Source organism: Aeromonas sp. FDAARGOS 1419, from assembly GCF_019047045.1.
Classification (GTDB): domain Bacteria; phylum Pseudomonadota; class Gammaproteobacteria; order Enterobacterales; family Aeromonadaceae; genus Aeromonas; species Aeromonas veronii.
Map to the genome: position 1 here is coordinate 2,902,109 of NZ_CP077209.1, position 20,531 is coordinate 2,922,639.

General features: G+C 61.8%; 17 protein-coding genes. 9 read left to right on the forward strand and 8 right to left on the reverse strand.

Features of this window, described 5'->3' with window-relative positions; all coding sequences use genetic code 11:
- Positions 1-126: 126 nt before the first annotated feature.
- From I6L49_RS13090 to I6L49_RS13100, 3 genes are all read right to left on the reverse strand, one after another.
- Positions 127-1,260, reverse strand: a complete 1,134-nt coding sequence (locus tag I6L49_RS13090) for a glycerate kinase (protein WP_216949697.1) — start codon at positions 1,258-1,260, stop codon at positions 127-129.
- A gap of 9 nt (positions 1,261-1,269) precedes the next feature.
- Positions 1,270-2,532: a GntP family permease gene (locus I6L49_RS13095; protein WP_005340326.1), complete on the reverse strand. Its 1,263-nt coding sequence runs from the start codon at positions 2,530-2,532 to the stop codon at positions 1,270-1,272.
- Positions 2,533-2,650: 118 nt separating this feature from the next.
- Positions 2,651-3,766 carry a sugar diacid recognition domain-containing protein gene (locus tag I6L49_RS13100; protein WP_005340325.1) on the reverse strand — a complete coding sequence of 372 codons (1,116 nt, stop codon included), beginning with the start codon at positions 3,764-3,766 and terminating at the stop codon, positions 2,651-2,653.
- 209 nt (positions 3,767-3,975) lie between these two features.
- Here I6L49_RS13100 and I6L49_RS13105 point away from each other — a divergent pair, with 209 nt between their 5' ends.
- Together I6L49_RS13105 and I6L49_RS13110 are read left to right on the forward strand one after the other, a co-directional pair.
- Positions 3,976-4,350, forward strand: a complete 375-nt coding sequence (locus tag I6L49_RS13105) for a YacL family protein (protein ID WP_031227767.1) — start codon at positions 3,976-3,978, stop codon at positions 4,348-4,350.
- A gap of 53 nt (positions 4,351-4,403) precedes the next feature.
- Entirely contained in the window at positions 4,404-4,700 is a 297-nt protein-coding gene (locus tag I6L49_RS13110; RefSeq protein WP_005340323.1) for a hypothetical protein, read from the forward strand.
- Positions 4,701-4,768: 68 nt separating this feature from the next.
- On the opposite strand, the gene I6L49_RS13115 is transcribed toward I6L49_RS13110, so the two are convergent.
- The gene (locus I6L49_RS13115) at positions 4,769-5,506 is read right to left on the reverse strand and encodes an ABC transporter substrate-binding protein (RefSeq protein ID WP_216949698.1); all 738 of its coding nucleotides are present in this window, start codon (positions 5,504-5,506) and stop codon (positions 4,769-4,771) included.
- Positions 5,507-5,626: 120 nt separating this feature from the next.
- On the opposite strand from I6L49_RS13115, the gene I6L49_RS13120 reads away from it, so the two are divergent.
- The 3 genes from I6L49_RS13120 to I6L49_RS13130 all read left to right on the forward strand — a co-directional run bounded on the left by I6L49_RS13120 (position 5,627) and on the right by I6L49_RS13130 (position 8,756).
- Positions 5,627-6,457 (forward strand): CPBP family intramembrane glutamic endopeptidase, encoded by an 831-nt coding sequence (locus tag I6L49_RS13120; protein ID WP_216949699.1) that lies wholly within the window; start codon positions 5,627-5,629, stop codon positions 6,455-6,457.
- Between the two features lie 200 nt (positions 6,458-6,657).
- Positions 6,658-7,974 (forward strand): sphingomyelin phosphodiesterase, encoded by a 1,317-nt coding sequence (locus I6L49_RS13125; RefSeq protein WP_216949700.1) that lies wholly within the window; start codon positions 6,658-6,660, stop codon positions 7,972-7,974.
- Positions 7,971-8,756, forward strand: coding sequence for a hypothetical protein (locus I6L49_RS13130; protein WP_216949701.1), 786 nt, complete (start codon positions 7,971-7,973; stop codon positions 8,754-8,756). The genes I6L49_RS13125 and I6L49_RS13130 overlap by 4 nt, the downstream gene beginning before the upstream one ends.
- Positions 8,757-8,758: 2 nt before the next feature.
- Here the strand turns inward: I6L49_RS13130 and I6L49_RS13135 are convergent, their stop codons facing one another.
- Complete coding sequence (locus tag I6L49_RS13135) at positions 8,759-9,979, reverse strand: DEAD/DEAH box helicase (protein WP_216949702.1); 1,221 nt, start codon at positions 9,977-9,979, stop codon at positions 8,759-8,761.
- A gap of 144 nt (positions 9,980-10,123) precedes the next feature.
- Here I6L49_RS13135 and I6L49_RS13140 point away from each other — a divergent pair, with 144 nt between their 5' ends.
- Positions 10,124-10,951: a transporter substrate-binding domain-containing protein gene (locus tag I6L49_RS13140; RefSeq protein WP_005348844.1), complete on the forward strand. Its 828-nt coding sequence runs from the start codon at positions 10,124-10,126 to the stop codon at positions 10,949-10,951.
- A 58-nt stretch (positions 10,952-11,009) separates the two neighbouring features.
- Here I6L49_RS13140 and tpx read toward each other — a convergent pair whose 3' ends face one another.
- On the reverse strand, positions 11,010-11,510 hold the full coding sequence (gene tpx / locus I6L49_RS13145; protein ID WP_151286196.1) for a thiol peroxidase: 501 nt from the start codon (positions 11,508-11,510) through the stop codon (positions 11,010-11,012).
- Between the two features lie 184 nt (positions 11,511-11,694).
- Between tpx and I6L49_RS13150 the strand changes: the two genes are divergently transcribed.
- Positions 11,695-14,142: a zinc/cadmium/mercury/lead-transporting ATPase gene (locus I6L49_RS13150; protein ID WP_216949703.1), complete on the forward strand. Its 2,448-nt coding sequence runs from the start codon at positions 11,695-11,697 to the stop codon at positions 14,140-14,142.
- Between the two features lie 210 nt (positions 14,143-14,352).
- Here I6L49_RS13150 and pulA read toward each other — a convergent pair whose 3' ends face one another.
- Entirely contained in the window at positions 14,353-18,417 is a 4,065-nt protein-coding gene (pulA, locus tag I6L49_RS13155) for a pullulanase-type alpha-1,6-glucosidase (protein WP_216949704.1), read from the reverse strand.
- Positions 18,418-18,679: 262 nt separating this feature from the next.
- Between pulA and I6L49_RS13160 the strand changes: the two genes are divergently transcribed.
- On the forward strand, positions 18,680-19,093 hold the full coding sequence (locus tag I6L49_RS13160; RefSeq protein WP_005348835.1) for a hypothetical protein: 414 nt from the start codon (positions 18,680-18,682) through the stop codon (positions 19,091-19,093).
- 47 nt (positions 19,094-19,140) lie between these two features.
- On the opposite strand, the gene dmeF is transcribed toward I6L49_RS13160, so the two are convergent.
- Entirely contained in the window at positions 19,141-20,115 is a 975-nt protein-coding gene (gene dmeF, locus I6L49_RS13165) for a CDF family Co(II)/Ni(II) efflux transporter DmeF (RefSeq protein WP_216949705.1), read from the reverse strand.
- A gap of 71 nt (positions 20,116-20,186) precedes the next feature.
- Here dmeF and I6L49_RS13170 point away from each other — a divergent pair, with 71 nt between their 5' ends.
- Positions 20,187-20,462: a metal/formaldehyde-sensitive transcriptional repressor gene (locus I6L49_RS13170; RefSeq protein ID WP_106843869.1), complete on the forward strand. Its 276-nt coding sequence runs from the start codon at positions 20,187-20,189 to the stop codon at positions 20,460-20,462.
- Positions 20,463-20,531: the final 69 nt, after the last annotated feature.

Below are 20,531 nucleotides of genomic sequence, written 5' to 3' on the forward strand. Positions count from 1 at the left end.
AGAAAGAAAAGAGCCGATCACGATGGATCGGCAAATAAGTGCCAGGGCAGTCAGACATCTCGCGGGATGGGAGATGCCCCAAACGGGGATATTGAGTGGCCGATGGCGCCCATCGGCCGAACCGGATCAACCCTTGAGTTGATAGAGTGCCGCGACGTTGCGCGCAGTCAGCTGAATGTTGGTGCTGGCGGTCTCCAGTGCTTCCGGCAGAGACATGGCACGGTTGACCACGGCGAACACCGCATCCAGCCCGTGATCATGTACCACACCGCAATCATCGGTCAGACAGCCGGAGATACCGATCACCGGCTTGCCGAACTGCTTGGCGCAGCGTGCGACACCGATTGGCGTCTTGCCGTGGATGGTCTGGCTATCGATACGACCTTCACCGGTAATGACCAGATCCGCATCGGCCACTTCATCGGCCAGTTTCAGCGCTTCGATGACGATCTGGATGCCGGGCTTGAGCTCGGCACCAAGCAGGCCGACCAGCGCGGCCCCCATGCCACCGGCGGCACCCGCCCCCGGAATATCCTTCACCTGCTTGCCAAGTGCCTGCTCAATGCAGTCGGCATAACGGGAGAGGTTGGCATCGAGTTGCGCCACCATCTCTGGAGTCGCCCCCTTTTGCGGGCCAAACACTGCAGAGGCGCCTTTCGGGCCGCACAGCGGGTTGTTCACATCGCACGCCACCTCGATAACCAGCTCACCCAGACGCGGATCCAGACCGCTCAGATCGATGGTCACGAGCTCACTGAGACCTGCGCCACCCAGCTCGATGGCAGAGCCATCCGCTTTGAGCAACTTGCCGCCGAGCGCCAGGATCATGCCGGCACCGCCGTCATTGGTGGCGCTGCCACCGATACCGAGAATAAGGTGCTTCACTCCCATCTCCAGCGCGGCCAGGATCAGCTCGCCGGTGCCGAAGCTGGAGGTGAGCAGTGGATTGCGCTGCTCGGGAGCGACCAGATGGATGCCGGAGGCGGCGGCCATCTCGATGACGGCGCGCTCGCCATCACCCAGCAGGCCGACGAAGCCCTGCACCTTGTTACCTAGGGGCGCGGTCACTTCGACCGGCAGGATGCGGCCACCGGTGGCATCGACCAGCGATTGCACCGTGCCTTCACCGCCATCGGCCATCGGCAATTTGACGTAAGTGGCGTTCGGCAGTACCTGCTTGAAACCGGCCTCGATGGCATCAGCCACCGCCATGGCGCTCAGACTCTCCTTGAATGAATCGGGGGCAATAACAATTTTCATATCAATTCCTTAGGCGAGGCCAAACACGCCAAACATCAGGGTGGAGACAGTGGCAATGGTCAGACCGACTGCAGTTTCGTAAGGGATAAGTTTCAGACGCTCACCCACCCCCATGTGGACGCTGCCACCGGTGGCATGGAAGAAGGAGCCGTGGGGCATGTGGTCAAACACAGTGGCACCGGCATGGATCATGGCTGCTCCGGCCAGACTGCTGATCCCCAGTTCAATCAGGGTGGAGCTGAATACGTTGGAGGCCACCACGGTACCGGCGGTGGTCGAGGCTGTCGCCAGCGACATCAGGGCACCGGAGATGGGCGCCAGCAGGTAGGAGGGCAGACCGGAGGCGGTCAGGCCGCTGATCAGCACATCTTTCAGGCCGGAATTGGCGATGATGCCTGCCAGGGTACCGGTACCCAGCAGCATGATGGCGACTGGCGCCATGCGGGCGAGACCGGATACCGCAAACTGGTTCACCTTGCTGAATTTCCCCATCATCAGGGCGCCGACCAGACCACCGAGCGGCAGTGCAATCAGCGGATCCACCACGATACCGGCGACCGGTCGCAGTGCCAGCAGCAGGATGGCGACCAGCGGCGCGCTGATGGCGGCGGCAAAGCCCGGCAACTTGGCACCGGCAAAGCTCACCACCTCGTCGGCAGCAACCTTGCTGCCCTTGTTGTTCAGCCGCTTGGCCAGCCAGTAGGCCATCACCAGACCGAACAGACCCGGAATGATGCCCGCCGCCATCACAGAGGTGAGGGGCAGATGGAAGGCGTCAGCCGCGGCAATGGCGTTGGGATTGGGGGACATGACGTTGCCCGCCTTGCCGCCGCCGATCATCGCCAGCAGGATGGCCGCCTTGGAGAGGTCGGCACGGCGGGCAATGGCCAGCGCAATGGGGGCGACCGTGATAACGGCCACATCCACGAATACGCCGACCGCAGTCAGGATCAGAGTCGCCAGTGCCAGCGCCAGCAGGGCGCGGGTTTCCCCCAGCTTCTTGACGATGGTCTCGGCGATGGTAGTGGCCGCACCCGATTCGATCAGTACGCCCGCCAGCACACCGGCCGCCAGGATCCGCATCACCGCAGTGGTGATCCCCTGGGCACCGCCGATCATCAGGGCGACGGTCTGGGTCAGATCGGCACCGCCAATCAGGCCACCGGCCAAAGCCCCCACGATCATGCCGTAAGCGGGCGGCACCTTCTTCAAAATGAGGATGATGGCGATGGAGAGCGCCGCGATGGCGCCAAGGGCTGTAACCGGGATCATGACGGACACCTTTAATGGGAGTGAATGGCCGCCATTATGGAGATCTGCAATCAGAATGCTTTGGCTTACAAACCAAAAATTGCGTCATGAAAACGTGTTTTTTTGTCCAACTTCACAATCACAAGTCGAGATTCAGGCCGAGATAGAGCAAAAATTTGTCGTCTAACTTGTTGAAATTCAACCCGGTTATCTGCTCTATCCGCCCCAGCCGATAGCGCAGGGTATTGGGGTGAATGAACAGGGCTTCGGCACAGCGATGCAGATCACAATCCTGCAAGAAATAGTGGCGCAGGGTCTTCTGCAGCGCCCCCTTGCCATCTTCCCGGGCCAGTTTCTGCAGCGGTGTGCGCAGCTGATCCGCCTGCCAGGAGTCCGCCAGACTGCCCAGCAGCACTGGCAAACGGTAGTCCTCAAAGAAGTAGACCTGTTTGCGCGGCGCCTGCCGCATGCCACGGCGCAGGGTATCTCGCGCCGTCTGGTAAGAGCGCGCCAGCCCGTCGATCCCGGCGAAGTAATCGCCCACCGCGATATGCACCTTGAAGTGGGGAATGCGCGCCAGCAACTGCTTGATCCGGCTGCGCTCCTGCGCCGATTGCCAGACGCCATCACTCAATTGTGCCGGTTTGAGCACCACTATCTCGTCGAGCCCGTTGATGGCGACCAGATTGTCCCGCTCCGGATTTTCCAGCTGATGGACCAGCTCCCGCAGACGCGCCGGATCCGCCTCCTCCAGCGCCAGCACGGCTACCACCCGAGGCTGGGCCAACTCCAGCCCGAGAAAGCGGGCCGCCTGCTGCAATTGATCGACTCGCCCCTCGCCACGAATGAGCTGCAACACCAGCTCCTCCTTGTGGCGCTTGTCCCACTGCAACTGCTCGGTAAGCGCCGCCTGCTCCAGGATTAGCTCGGCGGTCATTCGCACCAGCTCGGCGTAAGCACGCACTTCCTCCGGATCGCCGGAGATGCCGATCACCCCGATCAGCTCCCCCTGATAGGAGATGGGTAAATTGATGCCGGGTCGCACCCCTTTGAGCTGCAAGGCTGTCGCTTCGCTGATCTCCACCACCCTGTTTTCGGTCAGCGCCAGCACGGCCCCTTCGTGGCGCTGATGGATCCGCTCCGGATTGCCGGACGCAATGATGAGGCCATGTTCGTCCATCACGTTGACCGAGAACGACAGGATCTTCATCGCCCGTGCGACGATCTGGCGGGCAAGATTATCGTTTAGCTGCATAACATCTCCGGACAAGGAACTGATCTGGCGGCACCACCACGGGGCGATTCAGGGCACATGGGCGCAAAGATGCCACATCATCAAGACAAGCGAGAGGGGGATCGCTAGAATAGGCCACTTTAACCGATGTGTGCCCCGCCATGGAGCAGGAATTGCGTGCTTGCACCCGCCTGCCCGTGATGGCCCATCCCTCCGATCTGGACTGTGCTATGGATTATGAATTTCGCCGCGACCCGTTTGGTGGCTATCGCGCCCGGTTCTCCATGGGCCATGAAGCCATCGGTCAGTGGCTGATCGACGAGGTTGGCAAGGATGAAGAGAAGCTCGACGAGCTCTTCTCCATCATTGATCAGCTCTCCAACCGCACCCGAGTCGAATACCGGCTCAACGGCGGTGACTACTCCCTGCTGCTGACCCATGAAGAGGCGGAGGTGAAAGCCAACGCCCTCAATATCGAGCTGGGTGAGGATCTTGACGATCTCGCCTACTACGATGATGAACAGCTGGCCATGTGCGGGCTGGAAGATTTTGCCCAGGTGCTCGGCTCCTGGCGCGCCTTTATCCGTAACGAGGATATGGGCTGATTGACCCAATGTCGGGCAAATGTGCCCTTTTGCCTAACTCAACAGGATTGACTATGTCTATTTACGATTTTGATGACGAACTGCCGGAAGACGAAGAACAGGAATCCACCAAGAAAGCGGCTGCACCTGCCAAGAAGAAAGGCAAGCAGGTGATGAACACTCAGGTCAACCTGAGCCCGCGCGATGCCAGCCGTCTGAACGGCATGCACGTTGAAGCGATCGCCACGCTGGACGATGTCAGCCTGCCGAAGAACGTCATCTTCAAGGCTGGCCTGATCGCCCTGGGCGAACTGGAAGCCAGCAAGCGCGCCGATATCATCGCCCGCGTGATCGCCGAATCAGGCCGCTAATCGCCTCTGAAACAATTAAAGAAAGCCGGAGCCACTGCTCCGGCTTTTTGTTTTCCGGCCGTGCACTCTCAACGGCAATCGATCCCCTTTCCGGCTCGGGAGACCAATTGGTCATAGCGACCATCGGCACGGGCGGCAGCCAGAGCATGATTGAAGCGCTCAAGCAGGCTGGCGGCCTCCGGGTACTGCCGTGAAATGATCAGGTAAAAGGTGTCGCTCTGACGAAAGTGGGGCAATGCCTGCAGATGGCAGGGGTCGCCAAACAGCTGACGGCTGGCATCCCGGGTCACCGTCTCGTTCATCGGCAGCAGGTCGATCCGTTTGCGATCCAGCAGTTGCAGACACTGTGCCAGGGTCTTGGGGCGCTGCAGATCCAGCCCGAAACGCTTGATCACCCCGTCGGCATGGCTGGTGCTCCACCCCAGCGGAATGCAGACTCGCAACCCTTGCCAGCGGCCAGCCTGAATGGCCTCGCTCCCCCGATAGGTGAACCAGGAGAGGCGATCTATATGAATGGGAGCGCTGTAGTGGAAGAGCTTGGCCCGCTCGGCAGTCCAGGCGTAGGGGAAGGTGGCCGCGACCAACCCATTGCGGGTCAACTGATAGCCGCGGGGCCAGGGCAGGTAGTCGACCTGGAGCTCTCGATACCCGGCCTCTTGCAGCAGGGTCGTCACCAGCCGGGTGCTCTCGCCGCCTTCAGGCAGGGCCTTGCCGGTATAGGGGGTGAACTCACCGGTCACCAGCAGCAAGGGGGCGGCCTGCAGCCAGACACACCAACACCACAACAACCACAGACAGTGCTTCATCAGCTGCTCTCCCTTTACCCTGTTGATGAGTATAGAGAAGGGATCCGACCACCTCCTGCGCGGTTGTCCTGCTGACGCCCTCTTGTTAAGGTTGCCGCCTGCCTCGTTCAAGGAGATCCAATGTTACCCCTCCCCGACTCATTTATCTGGGGCGCGCTGGCACTGGCCGTGCTGCTTGCCCTCTTCCGCCAACGTCTTCCCGCCTTTGCCCTGCTGGGACTCTCCCTGCTGCTGGCCCTGTGGCTTGACCGAATGACGCTACCCGCCCTGCTGGTCTCGGTCGCAGGATTACTGCTGGCGTGGCGTACGCCAACCCTCCCCGCCCGCTGGGCGATGGCGGCCAGAGTGGTGCTGATCCTCTGGGCGATTGCGCTGACCCTGCACCTCATCCCCGGCTTCAACAATCTCAAGGTGCTGGATCAGGCGCTGGCAGGCCCCGCCAGCGTGCCGTTCAACATGTATCTGAACCTAGACAAGCCGCTGCTGCTCTTTGGCTTGCTGCTGGCCTGCCCGATGCTGCTGGGCAAGGGGGACGCCATCAGCTGGCGCCCTTTGGCCCTGTTGCTGCTGCCGCTGGGTGCCCTGCTGGTCATCGCCTGGCAGTTGGGGGCACTGAAACCGGAAGTGGGTCTGCCCCACTGGTGGTGGCTGTTTGCACTCAACAATCTGCTGTTCACCTGCGTGGCGGAAGAGGCGCTGTTTCGTGGAGCTATCCAGCAGGGGTTGACCGAGCGTTACCGCCCCTGGATTGGCATCGTCGTGGCTGCGCTACTGTTCGGAGCCATCCACCTGCCCGGTGGCCCACTGCTGGCGCTGTTTGCGACCCTGGCAGGCTGCTGCTATGGCCTGGCATTCCAGCTCAGCGGGCGACTCTCCGTGGCCATCCTGATCCACTTCGCCTTCAACTTCGCCCATCTGGCGCTCTTCACCTACCCGCTGGCCCACCGCTAACTCCTGAAGGCGCCTGACACGGGCGCCTTCCCTCGCACCTCCCCCTCTCTCTTTAAGCGTGCTGCCTCGCTCGCTTTACACCTCCACAAAGCTCCAAACAAAACCAATTCATTTACTTGTAACCAAAATGTAAACAAACTGACCTCTGCATTCGCCATAACAGTCACTTTCCATTGCCCTGCAACCAAAAGGATCCTGTGATGCAGAAAACCCTCAGTTATGCCGCCCTGCTGCTGGTCAGCCAGTTCCCGCAACTGGCACTGGCCGATACCGATGTCTACCTCACCAACAACAGTCCTGAACCGATCCAGATCGACATCCGCCAAAGCGGCAGCGGCCAGCTGCAACCCGGCAGTCAGTGGAGCCAGCACCGCACCGAGCTGGGCCCGTGGGAGAGCGCCATGGTACTCAGCTTCAATCGCTATGAGGGGGTCAAGGCGGGCAAGAGCTATCTGTTCGAAACCCGCGTGACCACAGCGGGTGGCGACGTCTATCGGCTCAACCAGCTGATGGAGGGAACCTGGTGGAACACCACCTTGCAGCACGGTGGCGAGACACCGACCGGCGCATCCGGCTGGCAAAACGATCGAGCGATCCACCGCGTTGCCGGGCCACAAGAGCTGGCCTTTGCCGCCAAGTTCACCGGCCGCTACGACGATCTGCACTATATGATCACGCCCCCCCAAAAACAGGAGCAACCGGAACCAGCAGAACACCGGCTCAAGGTGGCCAGCTACAACGTCTGGGCGCTGCCGGTGATCGCCTCCAGCATCGGCGAGCGGTTGACCTTGCTGCCTGATTATCTCAAGGGTTATGACGCCCTGCTGCTGCAAGAGGTATTTGATGGCCGCCGCGAGGGCTTTTTGCAGGCGCTGGCGAAAGAGTACCCCTACCAGACCAAGGTACTCGACAAGCCCGGGGTCAACATTCATGACGGCGGCGTGGTGATCGTCAGCCGCTATCCCATAGTGCGGGAGGCCCAGCTGGTCTATCCCCAATGCACCGGCACCGACTGCTTCGCCGACAAGGGGGTGATGTACGCCGAGGTGATCAAGGGGGGCAAGGCGTGGCACCTGTTCGCCACCCACACCGCCAGCTTTGACACCGACGAGGCGCGCAAGCTGCGGCAGATCCAGTTCGGTCAGATCCGCTCTCTGGCAGCCAGCCTCAAGATCCCGGTCACGGACACCGTCATCTATGGCGGCGACTTCAACGTCAACAAACGCAAGTTTGCCGATGACTACGCCAACATGCTGGCCAATCTGAACGCTCATGAACCTGCCTATGGCGGCTATACCGAAGCCACCTTCGATCCCAGGATCAACCCCTATGCCGGTGGCCCGCTCTCCGGTGGCGCCAACGTCGAGTATCTGGACTATCTGGTGGTGAGCCGGGAGTACGGCAACGCCAGCCACAACCTCAACACGGTCTGGATCCCGCGCAGCAGCGATGGCAGCCTCTGGCCCGCCAGCAACCTCTCAGACCACTTCCCGGTCAAGGGAGAGATCAGCCGATGACTCGCCGTTACGGGATACTGGCGCTGGCTATCCTGACCCTTTTGCTGGTGAATCTGGGCTGGCAGGAAGAGCCGTCTCCGATATCGCCAGAACGGTCGACGACGCCCTCTCTGGCCGATATGCAGTTGCCAACAGAACCGGGGAGCCCGCCTCCCCGAATGCCAAACGCTGAGGGGATGGATGGCAAAAGCAAAGAAGTGCCCAGCAGCTGGCAGGCGATGCCGGATGAACTGATCAACCAGCTTGCCAGCGAGATCAGCGACAGCGAGTTGCCGCTGGCGCAGCGTGTGAGCAATCTGGAAGCAACAGAGGCCGGGTGGCTGAGCGAGGGTGAGAGCCTGATCCGGCTACAGGGGCGCTATGCCCTGGCGCTGGATCAGTTGGCGCAAGAGAGCGAGCAGTTGCCGCTGGCCGAGCGGCTAGACGCCCTCAGCCGCTTGCAGGACCGGTGGGCAGCGGATCATCCGGATCTGGCGGTGGATCTGTTCAACCCGGATGCCCGCCTGCAGCAAGCTCGTCAGCTGTGGGGAGATGAGGAGCTGGCCACCCTGGCCCGCCACTTCCTGCCCTCAGAGCAGGCCGAAGCCACGCTGGTGTTTGCCGGGGCGCGCCAGCAGCAGCTCGATCAACGCAGCCGCTACCAGCGAGAGCTGGCCGAGCTGGAGCAGCAACTGGCGGCCAGCCAACAGCAGATGGATCCTGCGCTGTGGCAACAACACAAGGAGGAGGTATTGAGCCAGTGGCGTCGTGACTTCTTCGCGCGGGAGCAAGGCACCCCCTGAGGTCAGCGCTTGCCCTTGAACTGCTTGACGCTGCGCTTGGCCTGAGTACGGCGATTGGCCTGCTTATCACGAGGGGGGCGCTTGCCCTCCCCGCTGGCAGGCTGGTCGGTAACCGGGAATCCAGCCAGATCGCCCAACGGTAGCTCGCGGCCGGTCAGGGTGCGAATGGCTTGCAGCATGTCACTCTCGCCATGACAGACCAGCGAGATGGCCAGCCCCTCGCGGCCAGCCCGGGCGGTACGACCAATGCGGTGTACATAGACAGGGGCGCTGGCGGGCAGATCCAGATTGATCACCACCGGCAGCGCCTCCACATGGATGCCGCGCGCCATCAGGTCGGTGGCCACCAGCACCCGAATTTTGCCCTCTTTGAAATCGCCGAGCGCCTGCTCGCGCACCGCCTGCTCCTTCTCGCCATGAAGGGCGGCCACCGCAATGCCCGCCTTGGCCAGCTTTCTGGCCACCCCGTCGGCATCATCCCGCGCACTGATAAAGACCAGCACCTGCGGCCATGCCTGCTCCTTGAGCAAGCTGATGAGCGCCGGGACCTTGCTGCTCTTGTTGACCAGATAGAGCCGCTCTTCGATCTCGTTCACCACGCTGTTGAGGGGGGTGGCCTCGATGCGGGTAGGCTCGCGCAGCAGGCCGTTGGCCAGCGCCTCCAGCTCGGCAGGCAAGGTGGCGGAGAAGAGCAGGGTCTGGCGACCCGCCGGAATAAAGCCAAGCAGCGCCTTGATGTCGGGAGCAAAGCCCATCTCCAGCAAGCGATCCGCTTCATCCAGCACCAGCAGTTGCAAACCATCCAGCCCCAACAGTTGCTGGGTCAGCAGATCCCGCAGCCGCCCCGGCGTGGCGACCAGCAGCTGTGGCCCCAGCGCCAGTTCGGCTTGTTGCCGCTCCTGCGCAACGCCCCCACACAGCGTCACGATACGCAGCCCCAGCGCCTCGGCGCCCTCTTCAAGCGCGGCAGTGACCTGAATCGCCAGCTCGCGGGTTGGCACCAGCACCAGACCCTGCACCTGACTGGAGGCAGGATCCAGCCGTTGCAGCAGCGGCAAGCCAAACGCCAGGGTCTTGCCGCTACCGGTCTGGGCCAGCGCCAGCAGATCCTGCCCCGCCAGCGCCGCCGGAATGGCCAGCTGCTGGATGCGGGTCGGCGTCTGCAAGGTGGCGGGCAAAGAGGCAAGAAGAGCGGGATGGAGGGCAAGTTCGCTAAAGGTCATGGCGCTACGTCAACAAAGAAGTGGGAGGCGAAGTCTAGTGAGCGGGGGCCGAGAAGTAAAACCCTATCCATGATGGTTTGGCCAAGGGGCGCTGACGACGGGCTGACTACACTTTAGCTGACCCATCACCAAGAGAGACTCGCCATGACCAGACACATCCCCCTTCTGCTGCTCGTGGTCACCCTGCTCGGCAGCGCCACCCTCGGCCTGTCGCAGACTCCGGAGAACGACGCCGCCCCCGAGCCGCCGAAACCGGTGCGCATCCTCAATGCCCACCTTGGCGAGCTGCCGGGGCTGATCAATGCCGACAAGACAGGCCCCTTTGTCGACCTGGTGCACGCCATCGATGATCTCTACCCCGATGTGACCATCAAGATCACCATCTACCCCATCGCCCGTGCCATGGCTGGGGTGATCTCCGGCAAGGCTGACCTGGGGCTGCCCGCCATCCGCAACCTCAAGGATATCGATATGCTGGCTTATCGCTTCAGCACCCGCAGTTTTGGCAAGGTTGCCCATGTGATTTACAGCAATACCGCCTATCCGGTCACCACAGATATGGCCTATGGCATAGTGCCCACCAAACGGGATCTGCTGATCGAGGCCGTTCCCGACTATATGCCCTTCCCGGTGCAGCGCTCGATGAGTATCGAGCAGTCACTGCGCAAGCTCTCACGCGGCCGTATCGACGCCTTTGTCTGGGCGCAAGAGGAGGCCGACCTGATGCTCAAGCAGCTGGGGCTGACCAATATCAGGCGAGAATTTTTCGGTGATTTCGAGGATGTCTTCATCATCCAGAAAGGGGCTGCTGGTGATGAGATGGACGAATTTCTCCGCCAAGCCATCGATCAGCTGGCCGCCACCGGCAAACTGGCCGAGATCTACGAGAAGATCCACCGCCCCTATGTGGAGTGGCAACCCTCCCCAACCGCCAAGGCTGAACCGGCGACCACCCCGCCAGCTACGCCCTGAACGGACAATTCCCGCATAAAAAATCCCGCCGAAGCGGGATTTTTTATGGCTTGCAGCCTTACAGCGCGGCCAGCGCCGCAGCGTAGTTCGGCTCGTCGGCCACTTCGGCGACCAGCTCGCTGTGCAGCACCTTATTGTCACCATCCAGCACCACGATGGCGCGAGCGGTCAGACCGACCAGCGGACCAGAAGAGAAGGCCACGCCGTAATCTTCCATGAAGGCCGCACCGCGCAGGGTGGAGAGGGTCACTACCTTGTCCAGACCTTCAGCGCCGCAGAAGCGGGACTGGGCGAACGGCAGATCGGCGGAGATGCACAGCACGACAGTGTTCTCCAGCGCGCTGGCCTGCTCGTTGAACTTGCGCACAGAGGTCGCGCAGGTCGGGGTATCGACGCTCGGGAAGATGTTCAGGATTTTGCGCTGACCGGCAAAGCTTGCCAGGGTCACGTCGGAGAGATCCTTGGCCACCAGGGAGAAGGGCTTGGCTTGCTCACCGGCGACCGGGAAGTGACCAGCGACGGAAACCGGGTTGCCTTGCAGAGTGACTGAGTTGCTCATGTGTTATGTCCTTTATTGGTGTAGTAAAAATCCGGGTGATCAGTATAGGGGCGGCGAGACCAGACAAACACCCGCGAAGACAAGGGATATAAAGGGGTTGACCTTGGACTTAACACCAAGGTTTAGACTCCTTCTCGGTAATCAGGGATCTCGCAGGGGCGGGATCCATCAAGAGGGACTCATCATGAGCAAATCCTGCTGCAATCATCAGCACGCCGCCCCCATCAAGGCCGTCAGCAAGGCGGCCCCCGGCCAGAGTGAGCATCACCACGATAGCCACTGCTGCGACAACACCACGCCCGTCAGTTGCTGTTCAAGCCCGACGCCTCATGAGCACGCATCCCGTGACGGCAATGAATCCCCCGGGGATGAAGAGCCTCCCCGAGGAAGCGGTCACGCTCAAGCGTGCTGCAGCGCCCCCTTATCGCCAGCTCACGATCATAAGCATGATCACGAGCACGATATGCCCCCTGCAGACCCGCTGGTTGCGCCTGCGCAAGGCAACAGCCGCCATAGCTGGCAGGTGATGGGAATGGATTGCCCCAGCTGCGCCCGCAAGATCGAGACCGCCGTCAGCCGGGTGAGCGGCGTGCAGCAGGCGCGCGTGCTGTTTGCCACCGAGAAGCTGGTGGTGGATCTGGCCCCCGGTCTCTCCCCCGATCCCGTCACCGCCGCCGTGCTGGCCGCCGGTTTCCAGCTCAAGGGGGAAAGCGCTGACAAGCAGGCAGCTGGCCGCAAGCAAGCTTCACAACCGCCCCTGCAGGGCAATCTATTCGGTAACTTTTTGGGCAAATATTGGCAGCCCCTGTCACTGGCCAGTCTGATGCTGGTCGCCGCCCTGCTGCCGAAAGAGTTCGGTCAGCCGCTCTTTACCCTGGCGACCCTCTGGGGTCTGTGGCCCATCTCTCGCAAGGCGTGGGCGCTGACCAAAAGCGGCTCCCCCTTCGCCATCGAGACCCTGATGACAGTCGCCGCCCTAGGGGCCCTGTTCCTCGGCGAAACCGCCGAAGCGGCCATGGTGCTGCTGCTCTTTATGCTGGGTGAGCATCTGGAGGCCTACGCCGCCGGACGTGCCCGGGCCGGAGTGACCGCCCTGATGGCGCTGGTGCCCGACAAGGCGCTGCGGATCCGTACCACTGCCGAGGGCGAGGTGCGCGAAGAGGTCGGCGCCGATGAGCTGCGTCCCGGCGATATCATCGAAATCGCCCCGGGTGCCCGCTTGCCTGCCGACGCCCGCCTGCTCGACGCCCTCGGCGCGTTTGACGAGAGCGCCCTGACCGGTGAATCCATTCCGGTGGAACGTCGCCAGGGGGACAAGGTGCCTGCCGGCAGTCTGGCTGCCGATCGGGTACTGCGTCTTGAAGTCGTCTCCGAGCCCGGCAACAACGCCATCGACCGCATTCTGCACCTCATCGAGGAGGCCGAAAGCCAGCGCGCCCCCATCGAGCGCTTTATCGACCGCTTCAGCCGCTGGTACACCCCGGCCATGATGCTGGTTGCCCTGCTGGTGGTGCTGGTGCCGCCCCTTGCCTTCGGCCAGAGCTGGGACGAGTGGATCTATCGCGGGCTGGCGCTGCTGCTGATCGGCTGCCCCTGCGCGCTGGTCATCTCCACCCCGGCAGCGGTTACCTCGGCGCTGGCCGCCGCCACCCGTCAGGGGGCGCTAATCAAGGGCGGGGCCGCACTGGAGCGACTGGCCCATATCGACACCGTCGCCTTTGACAAGACTGGCACCCTGACCCTGGGCAAGCCGCAACTGACCGAGCTGGTGAGCCTTAATGGCCAGCCGGAAACCGAGCTGCTGGCACTGGCGGCTGCCATCGAGCAGGGCTCCCACCACCCGCTGGCCCGCGCCGTGGTCGCCAACGCGACCGAACAGGGGCTGACGCTGGCGGAGGCCCGCGACCTGCGCGTACTGCCGGGCATGGGGGTTGAGGGACGCATCAACGGTGAACGGTGGCAACTGCTGGCACCGAGCCGGGTGGCGACCCTGAATACGGAACAGCAAACCCGGATTGGGTCGCTGGAGCGGCAGGGCAAGACCGTTGTGGTGCTCTGCCAGAGCAGCGATGCTCAGGCGTTGCCGGTTGCCCTGCTGGCGCTGCGGGATCAGATCCGGCCGGAGGCGGCAGCCGCTCTGCAAGAGCTCAACCGGCTCGGGCTCAACAGCATCATGCTGACTGGGGATAACCCCCGCGCTGCCGAGGCCATCGCCGGTGAACTCGGGATGGGCTGGCGTGCCGGCCTGTTGCCGGAGGGCAAGGTCGATGAAATTGCCAAGCTCGCCAGCTCGCAGAAAGTCGCGATGATCGGCGATGGCATCAACGATGCCCCCGCCATGAAGCGGGCCAGTATCGGCATCGCCATGGGGGGCGGCACCGATGTGGCGCTGGAAACCGCCGATGCGGCGCTGACCCACAACCAGCTTGGTGGCATCGCCGCGATGATCCGGCTGTCTCGGGCGGCACTGGCCAATATTCACCAGAATATCGCGCTGGCGCTGGGGCTGAAGGCCATCTTCCTGGTCACCAGCCTGCTCGGCATCACCGGCCTGTGGATTGCGGTGCTGGCCGATACCGGCGCCACCGCACTGGTCACCGCCAACGCCCTGCGGCTGCTACGCAAGGGTTAAGCCAGCCGATAGCATCCCAGCCAAAAGCCATCCCCCAACCGGGACGGCTTTTCTTTTTCCTCTCATTCCTCTCACGGCACCCCGTAAAAGAAAAAGCGCGCCTGCCGGTCGGCAGTCGCGCTTTGCTTACTCTCTCGGAGTTATCCCACCCTTGGCGAGGTGGAATTCAACCCGGGGGCGCCGAGCCATCCCCCGGACTCAATGGCTTGCTTACTTGACGCTGCACTCCTGAATGACGGCTGTGCCCGCCTTGACGCCAGCCGGGTCAACCTTCACCAGCACACTCCACAGCCCCTGCGGCAGGGTGATGCTGTTATTGGCACTGCCCCCCTTGGAGAAGGCGAACGAATAGCCGGTTTCAGCGTTCACCGCGCCGCCACCGTTGAGCAGGTACTCCTTGCTCCAGTCCTCGTTGGCGACCTTGAACTCGGTGCTGCCAGCGTAGTTGAACGCCGCCTGATAGATGGCGAGATCGCCGTCCATCCCCTTGTAGCTCAGCTGGTACTGGGGCTGGGCATTCCAGCCGGAGAGCTCACCCTTGACGAACAAGTTGTAGCCGAGCGGATTGCCCGCCACCGTATCCAGCACCTTGCAGCTCTGCACCGGCTCGGTGAAGCTGACGCTCAGGGTCGGTTTGTCCTTGTTCATGGCGGTAAAGACAAACTTGTAGCTGCCTGCCTTGGCCAGATCGACACCGATATTGCCGGTTTCTCCCCCCTTGCAAAGGGTCAGAGGAGTGCCAACCACCAGCTTGTCACCGGCGTTGCAGCTGCCGTAGTTGACCGGCCCCCAGCTGGCGTCAGCGATCTTGACGTTGGTGGTACCCAGCTTGTCGGTGCTCACCTCGGTAGTGAACTCGTACATGAAGTTGCCGCTGAAGGTCATCTGGTTGGTGTTGCCCCACTCATCGAGGAACCCCTTCAGATAAACATCGGTGTTGCCAAACGGTGGCAGGGTGCTCAGGTCGGTCTTCTTGCTGACCGGCAGGCCCGCGCCCTGTGCACCAGACTGCGGCTTGACGAACACGGCGGCAGACCAGGCCCCCAGCGTCAGCTGGCCGTTATCATAGGCGGCGCCGCTGGCGATGCTGTCGACAGCGCGATGCTTGCTGCTTAGCACCATACCGCTCAGATCGATGGGCTGATCGTTACCGTCACGGAAGTCGCCGATGCTCTGGCTCTGGTTGCTGGCGTTGATCATCACCACCAGACCGTCGATGGCCGGATCCAGATCCGCTCCGGCACTGACGCCATCATCCACCGTCATCACGATAAGGCCGGGCACCTGATCCGGGCCGGTATTGCGGAAGTCGACCCGCTTGATCACCTCGGCGCCACTGCCCAGACGCAGCAGGCAGGAGGAGTTGCGCAGCTCCACCAGCTCCTGATAGAAGCTCACCATCTGCGCCATCTCGGCCGAGCCCGGCTTGGCATGCTTGCCGAGCACCTGCTCGATCAGCGGATAGTTGTCGCCATCCTTGTCCTTGCGCGGCAACCCCTTGTCGAAGTTGTTGTCGCCCAGGGTGTAGTCGACCTTGTTGTACCAGTCACCCGAGTCATAGCTGTCCCGCTCCATGGATTTGGAACGCAGCAGCTCGACACCGGCGTGGGTGAAGGGAATGCCCTGACCCAGCATGGCTGTCGCCAGCGAGACCCCCTGCATCCGCACCAGATCGGCTCCGGCAGGCGCCTTGTATATCAGGTTGTCGAACAGGGTCTGGTTGTCGTGCTTATCGACATAGTTCTGCACTTCCACCGGATCCTGGGCATAGCCGGCAGGCTGACCGTTGTAGTCGATCTCGGCGCCTTTCTTCGGCATGCCATCCTTGTCGGTCAGCACGAACTCCTTGAGGTTGCCCGCCATGCCGAGCCGCACCAGATCGGACTGGTGCAAGGCCGTCGCCAGATCCATCTTGCTCATTTCGTTAGGATCGACGAAAGCACCGTTGCCAAAGCCCTGGGTCTTGCGAATGGTATCGCCACCGTCGAACGGACTGCCGCCGCGCACCGCATCGCGCAAGCGGTCGGAGAAGGAGCCGATACCGGTACCGCCCAGATGCTTCTGGGTAGCCTGCACGAAGCGCTTGTCATCCTGCACTTCGCCGAAGTTCCACCCCTCGCCGTAGAAGTACATCTCGGGATTGACCTTCTTCACCGCGGCCAGCGCCTGCACCATCTGATCTTTCGGATGGTGGCCCATCAGGTCGAAGCGGAAGGCGTCGATCTTGTAGTCGCGCGCCCAGGTGACCAAGGAGTCATCCATCAGCTTGGCGAACATGGCGTGTTCCGGCGCCGTGTTGGAGCAGCAGGTGGAGTTCTCCACCGAGCCGGTCTCCGGATTGAGGCGCTGATAGTACCAGGGCACGATCTTGTCGAGCACCGACTTGGGGCCGAGCCCGGATTCGTTGGTATGGTTGTAGACCACATCCATCACCACGTTCATGCCGATGTTCTGCTTGATGGCCTTGACCATCTCGCGGAACTCCAGAATACGTTTGGTCCCCTCGGCGTTGGTGGCGTAGGAGCCTTCCGGCGTGGTGTAGTGGTAGGGATCATAACCCCAGTTGAAGGAGTCGACGCCGCGCAGGTAGCCGGAGAGCTCCTGCACCTGCGGATTATCCTTGCTGTCGCCCCCTTGCAGGTCGGCCAGCACATCTCCCACAGTCTGACCGCCACCGCAATAGCCGCCAAATCTGGATGTTTTCACATCCGGATTGACCTGGCAGAGCTTGCTGAAGTCATCGCCGAGATTGGCCACCTTGGCCGGATCCTCGTTGACGGTAGCGATATCGAACACCGGCAGCAGGTGCAGGTGGCTGACGCCGCTTTTTGCCAGCGCTTTCAGATGGTTGACCGGTACAGAGTCGGGCTGGGTCAGACCGACAAATTTGCCGCGCTTCTCTTCATCGGTGGAGGCATCGTTACCGGTCAGGTCGCGAATATGGGCCTCATAGATGGTGATATCGGCGGGGTTCTGCTGGCTGTGGGGCGCCTTGAGGCTGTCCCACCCTTCCGGTTTCAGGGCCGGGTCGTCGAGATCCACTACCTGACTGAACTCGGAGTTCATCGCGAGGCTCAGGGAGTAGGGATCGGTCACCTCGTAGTGCTCAACCTTGCGGCTCAGCGGATGGTAAACCTCCATGTCGTAGCGGTAGAACTGGCCGATCAGCTCGCTGCCCCCCTCGTAGCTCCAGCTGCCGCTGGCGCTGTCGAAAGTCATGGCCACCTCGCCACTCTTCTGGTGGCTGGCGTTGTAGAGGGCCAGCTTGACCGACTTGGCGGTCGGCGCCCAGAGGCGGAAGGTCACCCGGTTACCCTCTACCACGGCGCCATAGCTCAACTTGGTCGCCTCTGGGGCATAGAGTGCATCGAGGGCGCCGGCGCTCTGCACCAGGGTCGCCCCCTGCAGGATACCGTCGGCATCTGTGCCGATAGCCACCAGTTCCCCCTTGAGCAGGGGCTTGAGATCTTTACCGGCTGGCAGGGCAAAAGCGGCGGCATCCTTGAGATGCGGATACTTGGCCTGCTGCTCGGCAGTGAGGCTGGTCGCGGTCAGGCTGATATAGGGGAAATCGAACACCCCATCGGCATTGGCCTTGATAGTGCCCGAGTCGGTGTAATAGAGGCGAACGTGGGGCTTGTCCTTGCCCCCTTGCCAAATCAGGGTATTGCCATCGATAAGATGAGCGCTGGCCCCCGCCACGCCAAAGGCGGCGGTAAAGGCTTCGGCACGGCTGCCAAACAGATCTTTCTTGCCCGCGACGATAGCCACGGTGCGATCCGGGTGCTCACTGAAGCTCACCTTCATATCGCTGCCGGTCAGGTTGGCCAGATCGCCGTTGCGGGCGATAAAGTTGATGCACCCTTCCACATTTTTGAGCGGAACGACCCAGGCCGGACCAAAGCTGTCGGCGGTGGCCGGTGTCTTGCTCTTGTCATCCCACCCGGTATTCAGGCCGCTATCAGAGGTAGCGTTACAGGCATCGTTGTTCCAAAGGTGCAGGCTGTGGCTGTCAAACGGTGCCTTGGCCCCTTTGGCTGCCGACTGGGTATCCACCAGCGCAATGACCACCTGATTTTCGCCGGCAACCAGCAACTCTTTCGGGGGATCCATCTTGGGCAGACGAGCGACAGGCCCATCGGTGACTTCAGGTGTAGGCGGTGTAGGGGGGACGGGGTTCACACCGGAGGCATCAGAGCTGTTGTCATTACAGCCAGACAAAAGCGCGAGCAGTGAGGCTGTTACCAGCGCCACTTTGGTCTTTTTCATATCCATATTTTTATAATTCCCGCTGTAGTTAGTCTCGATAGTCGAGCACCCGGTCATTGCCAGGCGGTGCCATATTAATCAGCGGCAATCGATTCAAATGTGAGCGGAAAGGCAAAAAAACCATCCAGTTTCAACAAGATAACGTTTTCAGACTGAAACTTCGATCCGGCTCACAGACCTCGCAGCCATTTGGCCTCATATCTGGAAAACGGCAGTCACGGGGTCAGAAAAGCAATATCTGATCAAGTGGATAGACAAGGAGTAAGCAATGAAACGGATTGAAGAGCAGGCAAGACGACTCGATCAGGAGTATCAGGCGATCGGGCAGCTATTCGACCAGTTTTGCCAGCAGGCTGGCACCCTGGCCGAGCAGTATCACTTCTTCAACTGGCCCGATTATGAAGACTCGCCCCCGCTGAGCCGCGCCTTCACCCTGCTGGGGGAACCCCGCGAGCTGCGGCTGCGCTGTCAGCCCGGTGAGCGCTCCGCCCTCAATGGCCTGATCCAGGTGGTCTCGGAGGATGGCACCATAGATGCCAGCCTCGGATTTCGCGCCGATGGCCAGCTGCTGCTGGAGTCCGGCAAGCTGCTGGACAACCCGCCCGGGCTGCTGCTCAAGCTGCTGCTCGGCGCTGTGTGGCAACACAAGCCCCAGGATGAAATCACCGGGCAGCCGCACTGACATCAGAGTGCCAACGGCACTGAAACCAAGGGGGCCAACGGCCCACATTATTTATCCTGTTCGCTGGCGATCTCGATGGTCACATGTACCAGCTCTTCATGGATCGCCAGCCGCTCGCGGATCTGCTGCGCCGGTAGCGGATTGACCATCAGCAGAGAGAGCACGCAGGCATACTGCTGCTGCCCTACCCGCCAGACGTGCAGATCGCGGATATCAGTGCCCGGCAGCTCGGCAATCACCTCGCGGATCTCCGCCACCAGCGGGGTATCCATCTCGGCATCCAGCAGCACCCGACCAGAGTCGCACAGCAGACCCCAGGCCCATACCGAGACCAGTCCGGCACCCACTATGCCCATCAGCGGATCCAGCCAGTCGGCCCCCCACAGCATGCCACCTACCAGCGCCAGAATCGCCAGCACGGAAGTGGCCGCATCCGCCAGCACGTGGATATAGGCGGCGCGCAGATTGAGGTCCTGATGGCCGTGGTGATCGTCATGGTCATGATGATGATCGTGGTCGTGATGCTCATGATGGTGGTCATGCCCATGTCCGTGATGATGGTGGTGGCCGTGATCATCCTTGAGCAGCCAGGCACAGGCGAGGTTTACCAGCAGCCCCACCAGCGCGATAGCGATCGCCTGTTGATAGTGGATCGGGCTGGGATCGAGCAGCCGGAACACCGACTCGAACAGCATCAACCCGGCCACTCCCACCAGCAACAGGGCGCTGGTGAAGCCACCCAGCACCTCGATCTTCCAAGTGCCAAAGCTGAATCTGTGGTCGCGGGCAAAGTGGCGGGCGGCGCGATAGGCCAGCACAGAGAGACCCAGCGCCAGCGCGTGGGAGCTCATGTGCCAGCCGTCGGCCAACAGCGCCATGGAGTTGTAGAACCAGCCGCCGCCGATCTCCGCCACCATCATGATGACAGTGAGCAGCACGGCCCAGCGAGTCTTCTGTTCGGCCAGCGGATTGCCTTCGTGCACAACGGGTTGGTGGCAGTGGGATGAGGCGAGGGATGACATGAATTTCTCCTGAGAACTATAATGCAATATACTATACCCCAGTATAGTTTTATTGATCGAGAGGATCCTGCATGTCACACACCATCCACGACAAGAAGAAGCTGCTGGCACGGGTGCGCCGCATCAAGGGACAGGCCGGGGCGCTGGAGAGTGCGCTGGAGCAGGAGAGCGAGTGCGCCGCCATTTTGCAGCAGATCGCAGCCATCCGCGGCGCCGTCAACGGCCTGATGCTGGAAGTGCTGGAAGGACATATGCGCGAGCATCTCGGCGCCCCCGATGCCACCCCGGCCGAGCGGCTGGAGGATCTGGATCAGGTGGTCAGCGTCCTGCGATCCTATTTGAAGTAAGCAGGATCGCGGCACCATCCCTTCAGGCTCGACCAGCGTCGGGCTTGAGCCACCGCCAGCTTTGCGCCA

Excerpts from the sequence above, each read along its gene's own strand:
- I6L49_RS13110 (WP_005340323.1), top strand. The coding sequence starts at position 4,404 with ATGTCTATTTACGATTTTGATGACGAACTGCCGGAAGACGAAGAACAG.
- dmeF (WP_216949705.1), bottom strand. The coding sequence starts at position 20,115 with ATGTCATCCCTCGCCTCATCCCACTGCCACCAACCCGTTGTGCACGAA.
- I6L49_RS13150 (WP_216949703.1), top strand. The coding sequence starts at position 11,695 with ATGAGCAAATCCTGCTGCAATCATCAGCACGCCGCCCCCATCAAGGCC.
- tpx (WP_151286196.1), bottom strand. The coding sequence starts at position 11,510 with ATGAGCAACTCAGTCACTCTGCAAGGCAACCCGGTTTCCGTCGCTGGT.
- I6L49_RS13100 (WP_005340325.1), bottom strand. The coding sequence starts at position 3,766 with ATGCAGCTAAACGATAATCTTGCCCGCCAGATCGTCGCACGGGCGATG.
- I6L49_RS13125 (WP_216949700.1), top strand. The coding sequence starts at position 6,658 with ATGCAGAAAACCCTCAGTTATGCCGCCCTGCTGCTGGTCAGCCAGTTC.
- I6L49_RS13140 (WP_005348844.1), top strand. The coding sequence starts at position 10,124 with ATGACCAGACACATCCCCCTTCTGCTGCTCGTGGTCACCCTGCTCGGC.
- I6L49_RS13095 (WP_005340326.1), bottom strand. The coding sequence starts at position 2,532 with ATGATCCCGGTTACAGCCCTTGGCGCCATCGCGGCGCTCTCCATCGCC.
- I6L49_RS13120 (WP_216949699.1), top strand. The coding sequence starts at position 5,627 with ATGTTACCCCTCCCCGACTCATTTATCTGGGGCGCGCTGGCACTGGCC.
- I6L49_RS13170 (WP_106843869.1), top strand. The coding sequence starts at position 20,187 with ATGTCACACACCATCCACGACAAGAAGAAGCTGCTGGCACGGGTGCGC.
- I6L49_RS13130 (WP_216949701.1), top strand. The coding sequence starts at position 7,971 with ATGACTCGCCGTTACGGGATACTGGCGCTGGCTATCCTGACCCTTTTG.
- I6L49_RS13090 (WP_216949697.1), bottom strand. The coding sequence starts at position 1,260 with ATGAAAATTGTTATTGCCCCCGATTCATTCAAGGAGAGTCTGAGCGCC.
- I6L49_RS13160 (WP_005348835.1), top strand. The coding sequence starts at position 18,680 with ATGAAACGGATTGAAGAGCAGGCAAGACGACTCGATCAGGAGTATCAG.
- I6L49_RS13115 (WP_216949698.1), bottom strand. The coding sequence starts at position 5,506 with ATGAAGCACTGTCTGTGGTTGTTGTGGTGTTGGTGTGTCTGGCTGCAG.
- I6L49_RS13135 (WP_216949702.1), bottom strand. The coding sequence starts at position 9,979 with ATGACCTTTAGCGAACTTGCCCTCCATCCCGCTCTTCTTGCCTCTTTG.
- pulA (WP_216949704.1), bottom strand. The coding sequence starts at position 18,417 with ATGGATATGAAAAAGACCAAAGTGGCGCTGGTAACAGCCTCACTGCTC.
- I6L49_RS13105 (WP_031227767.1), top strand. The coding sequence starts at position 3,976 with ATGGATTATGAATTTCGCCGCGACCCGTTTGGTGGCTATCGCGCCCGG.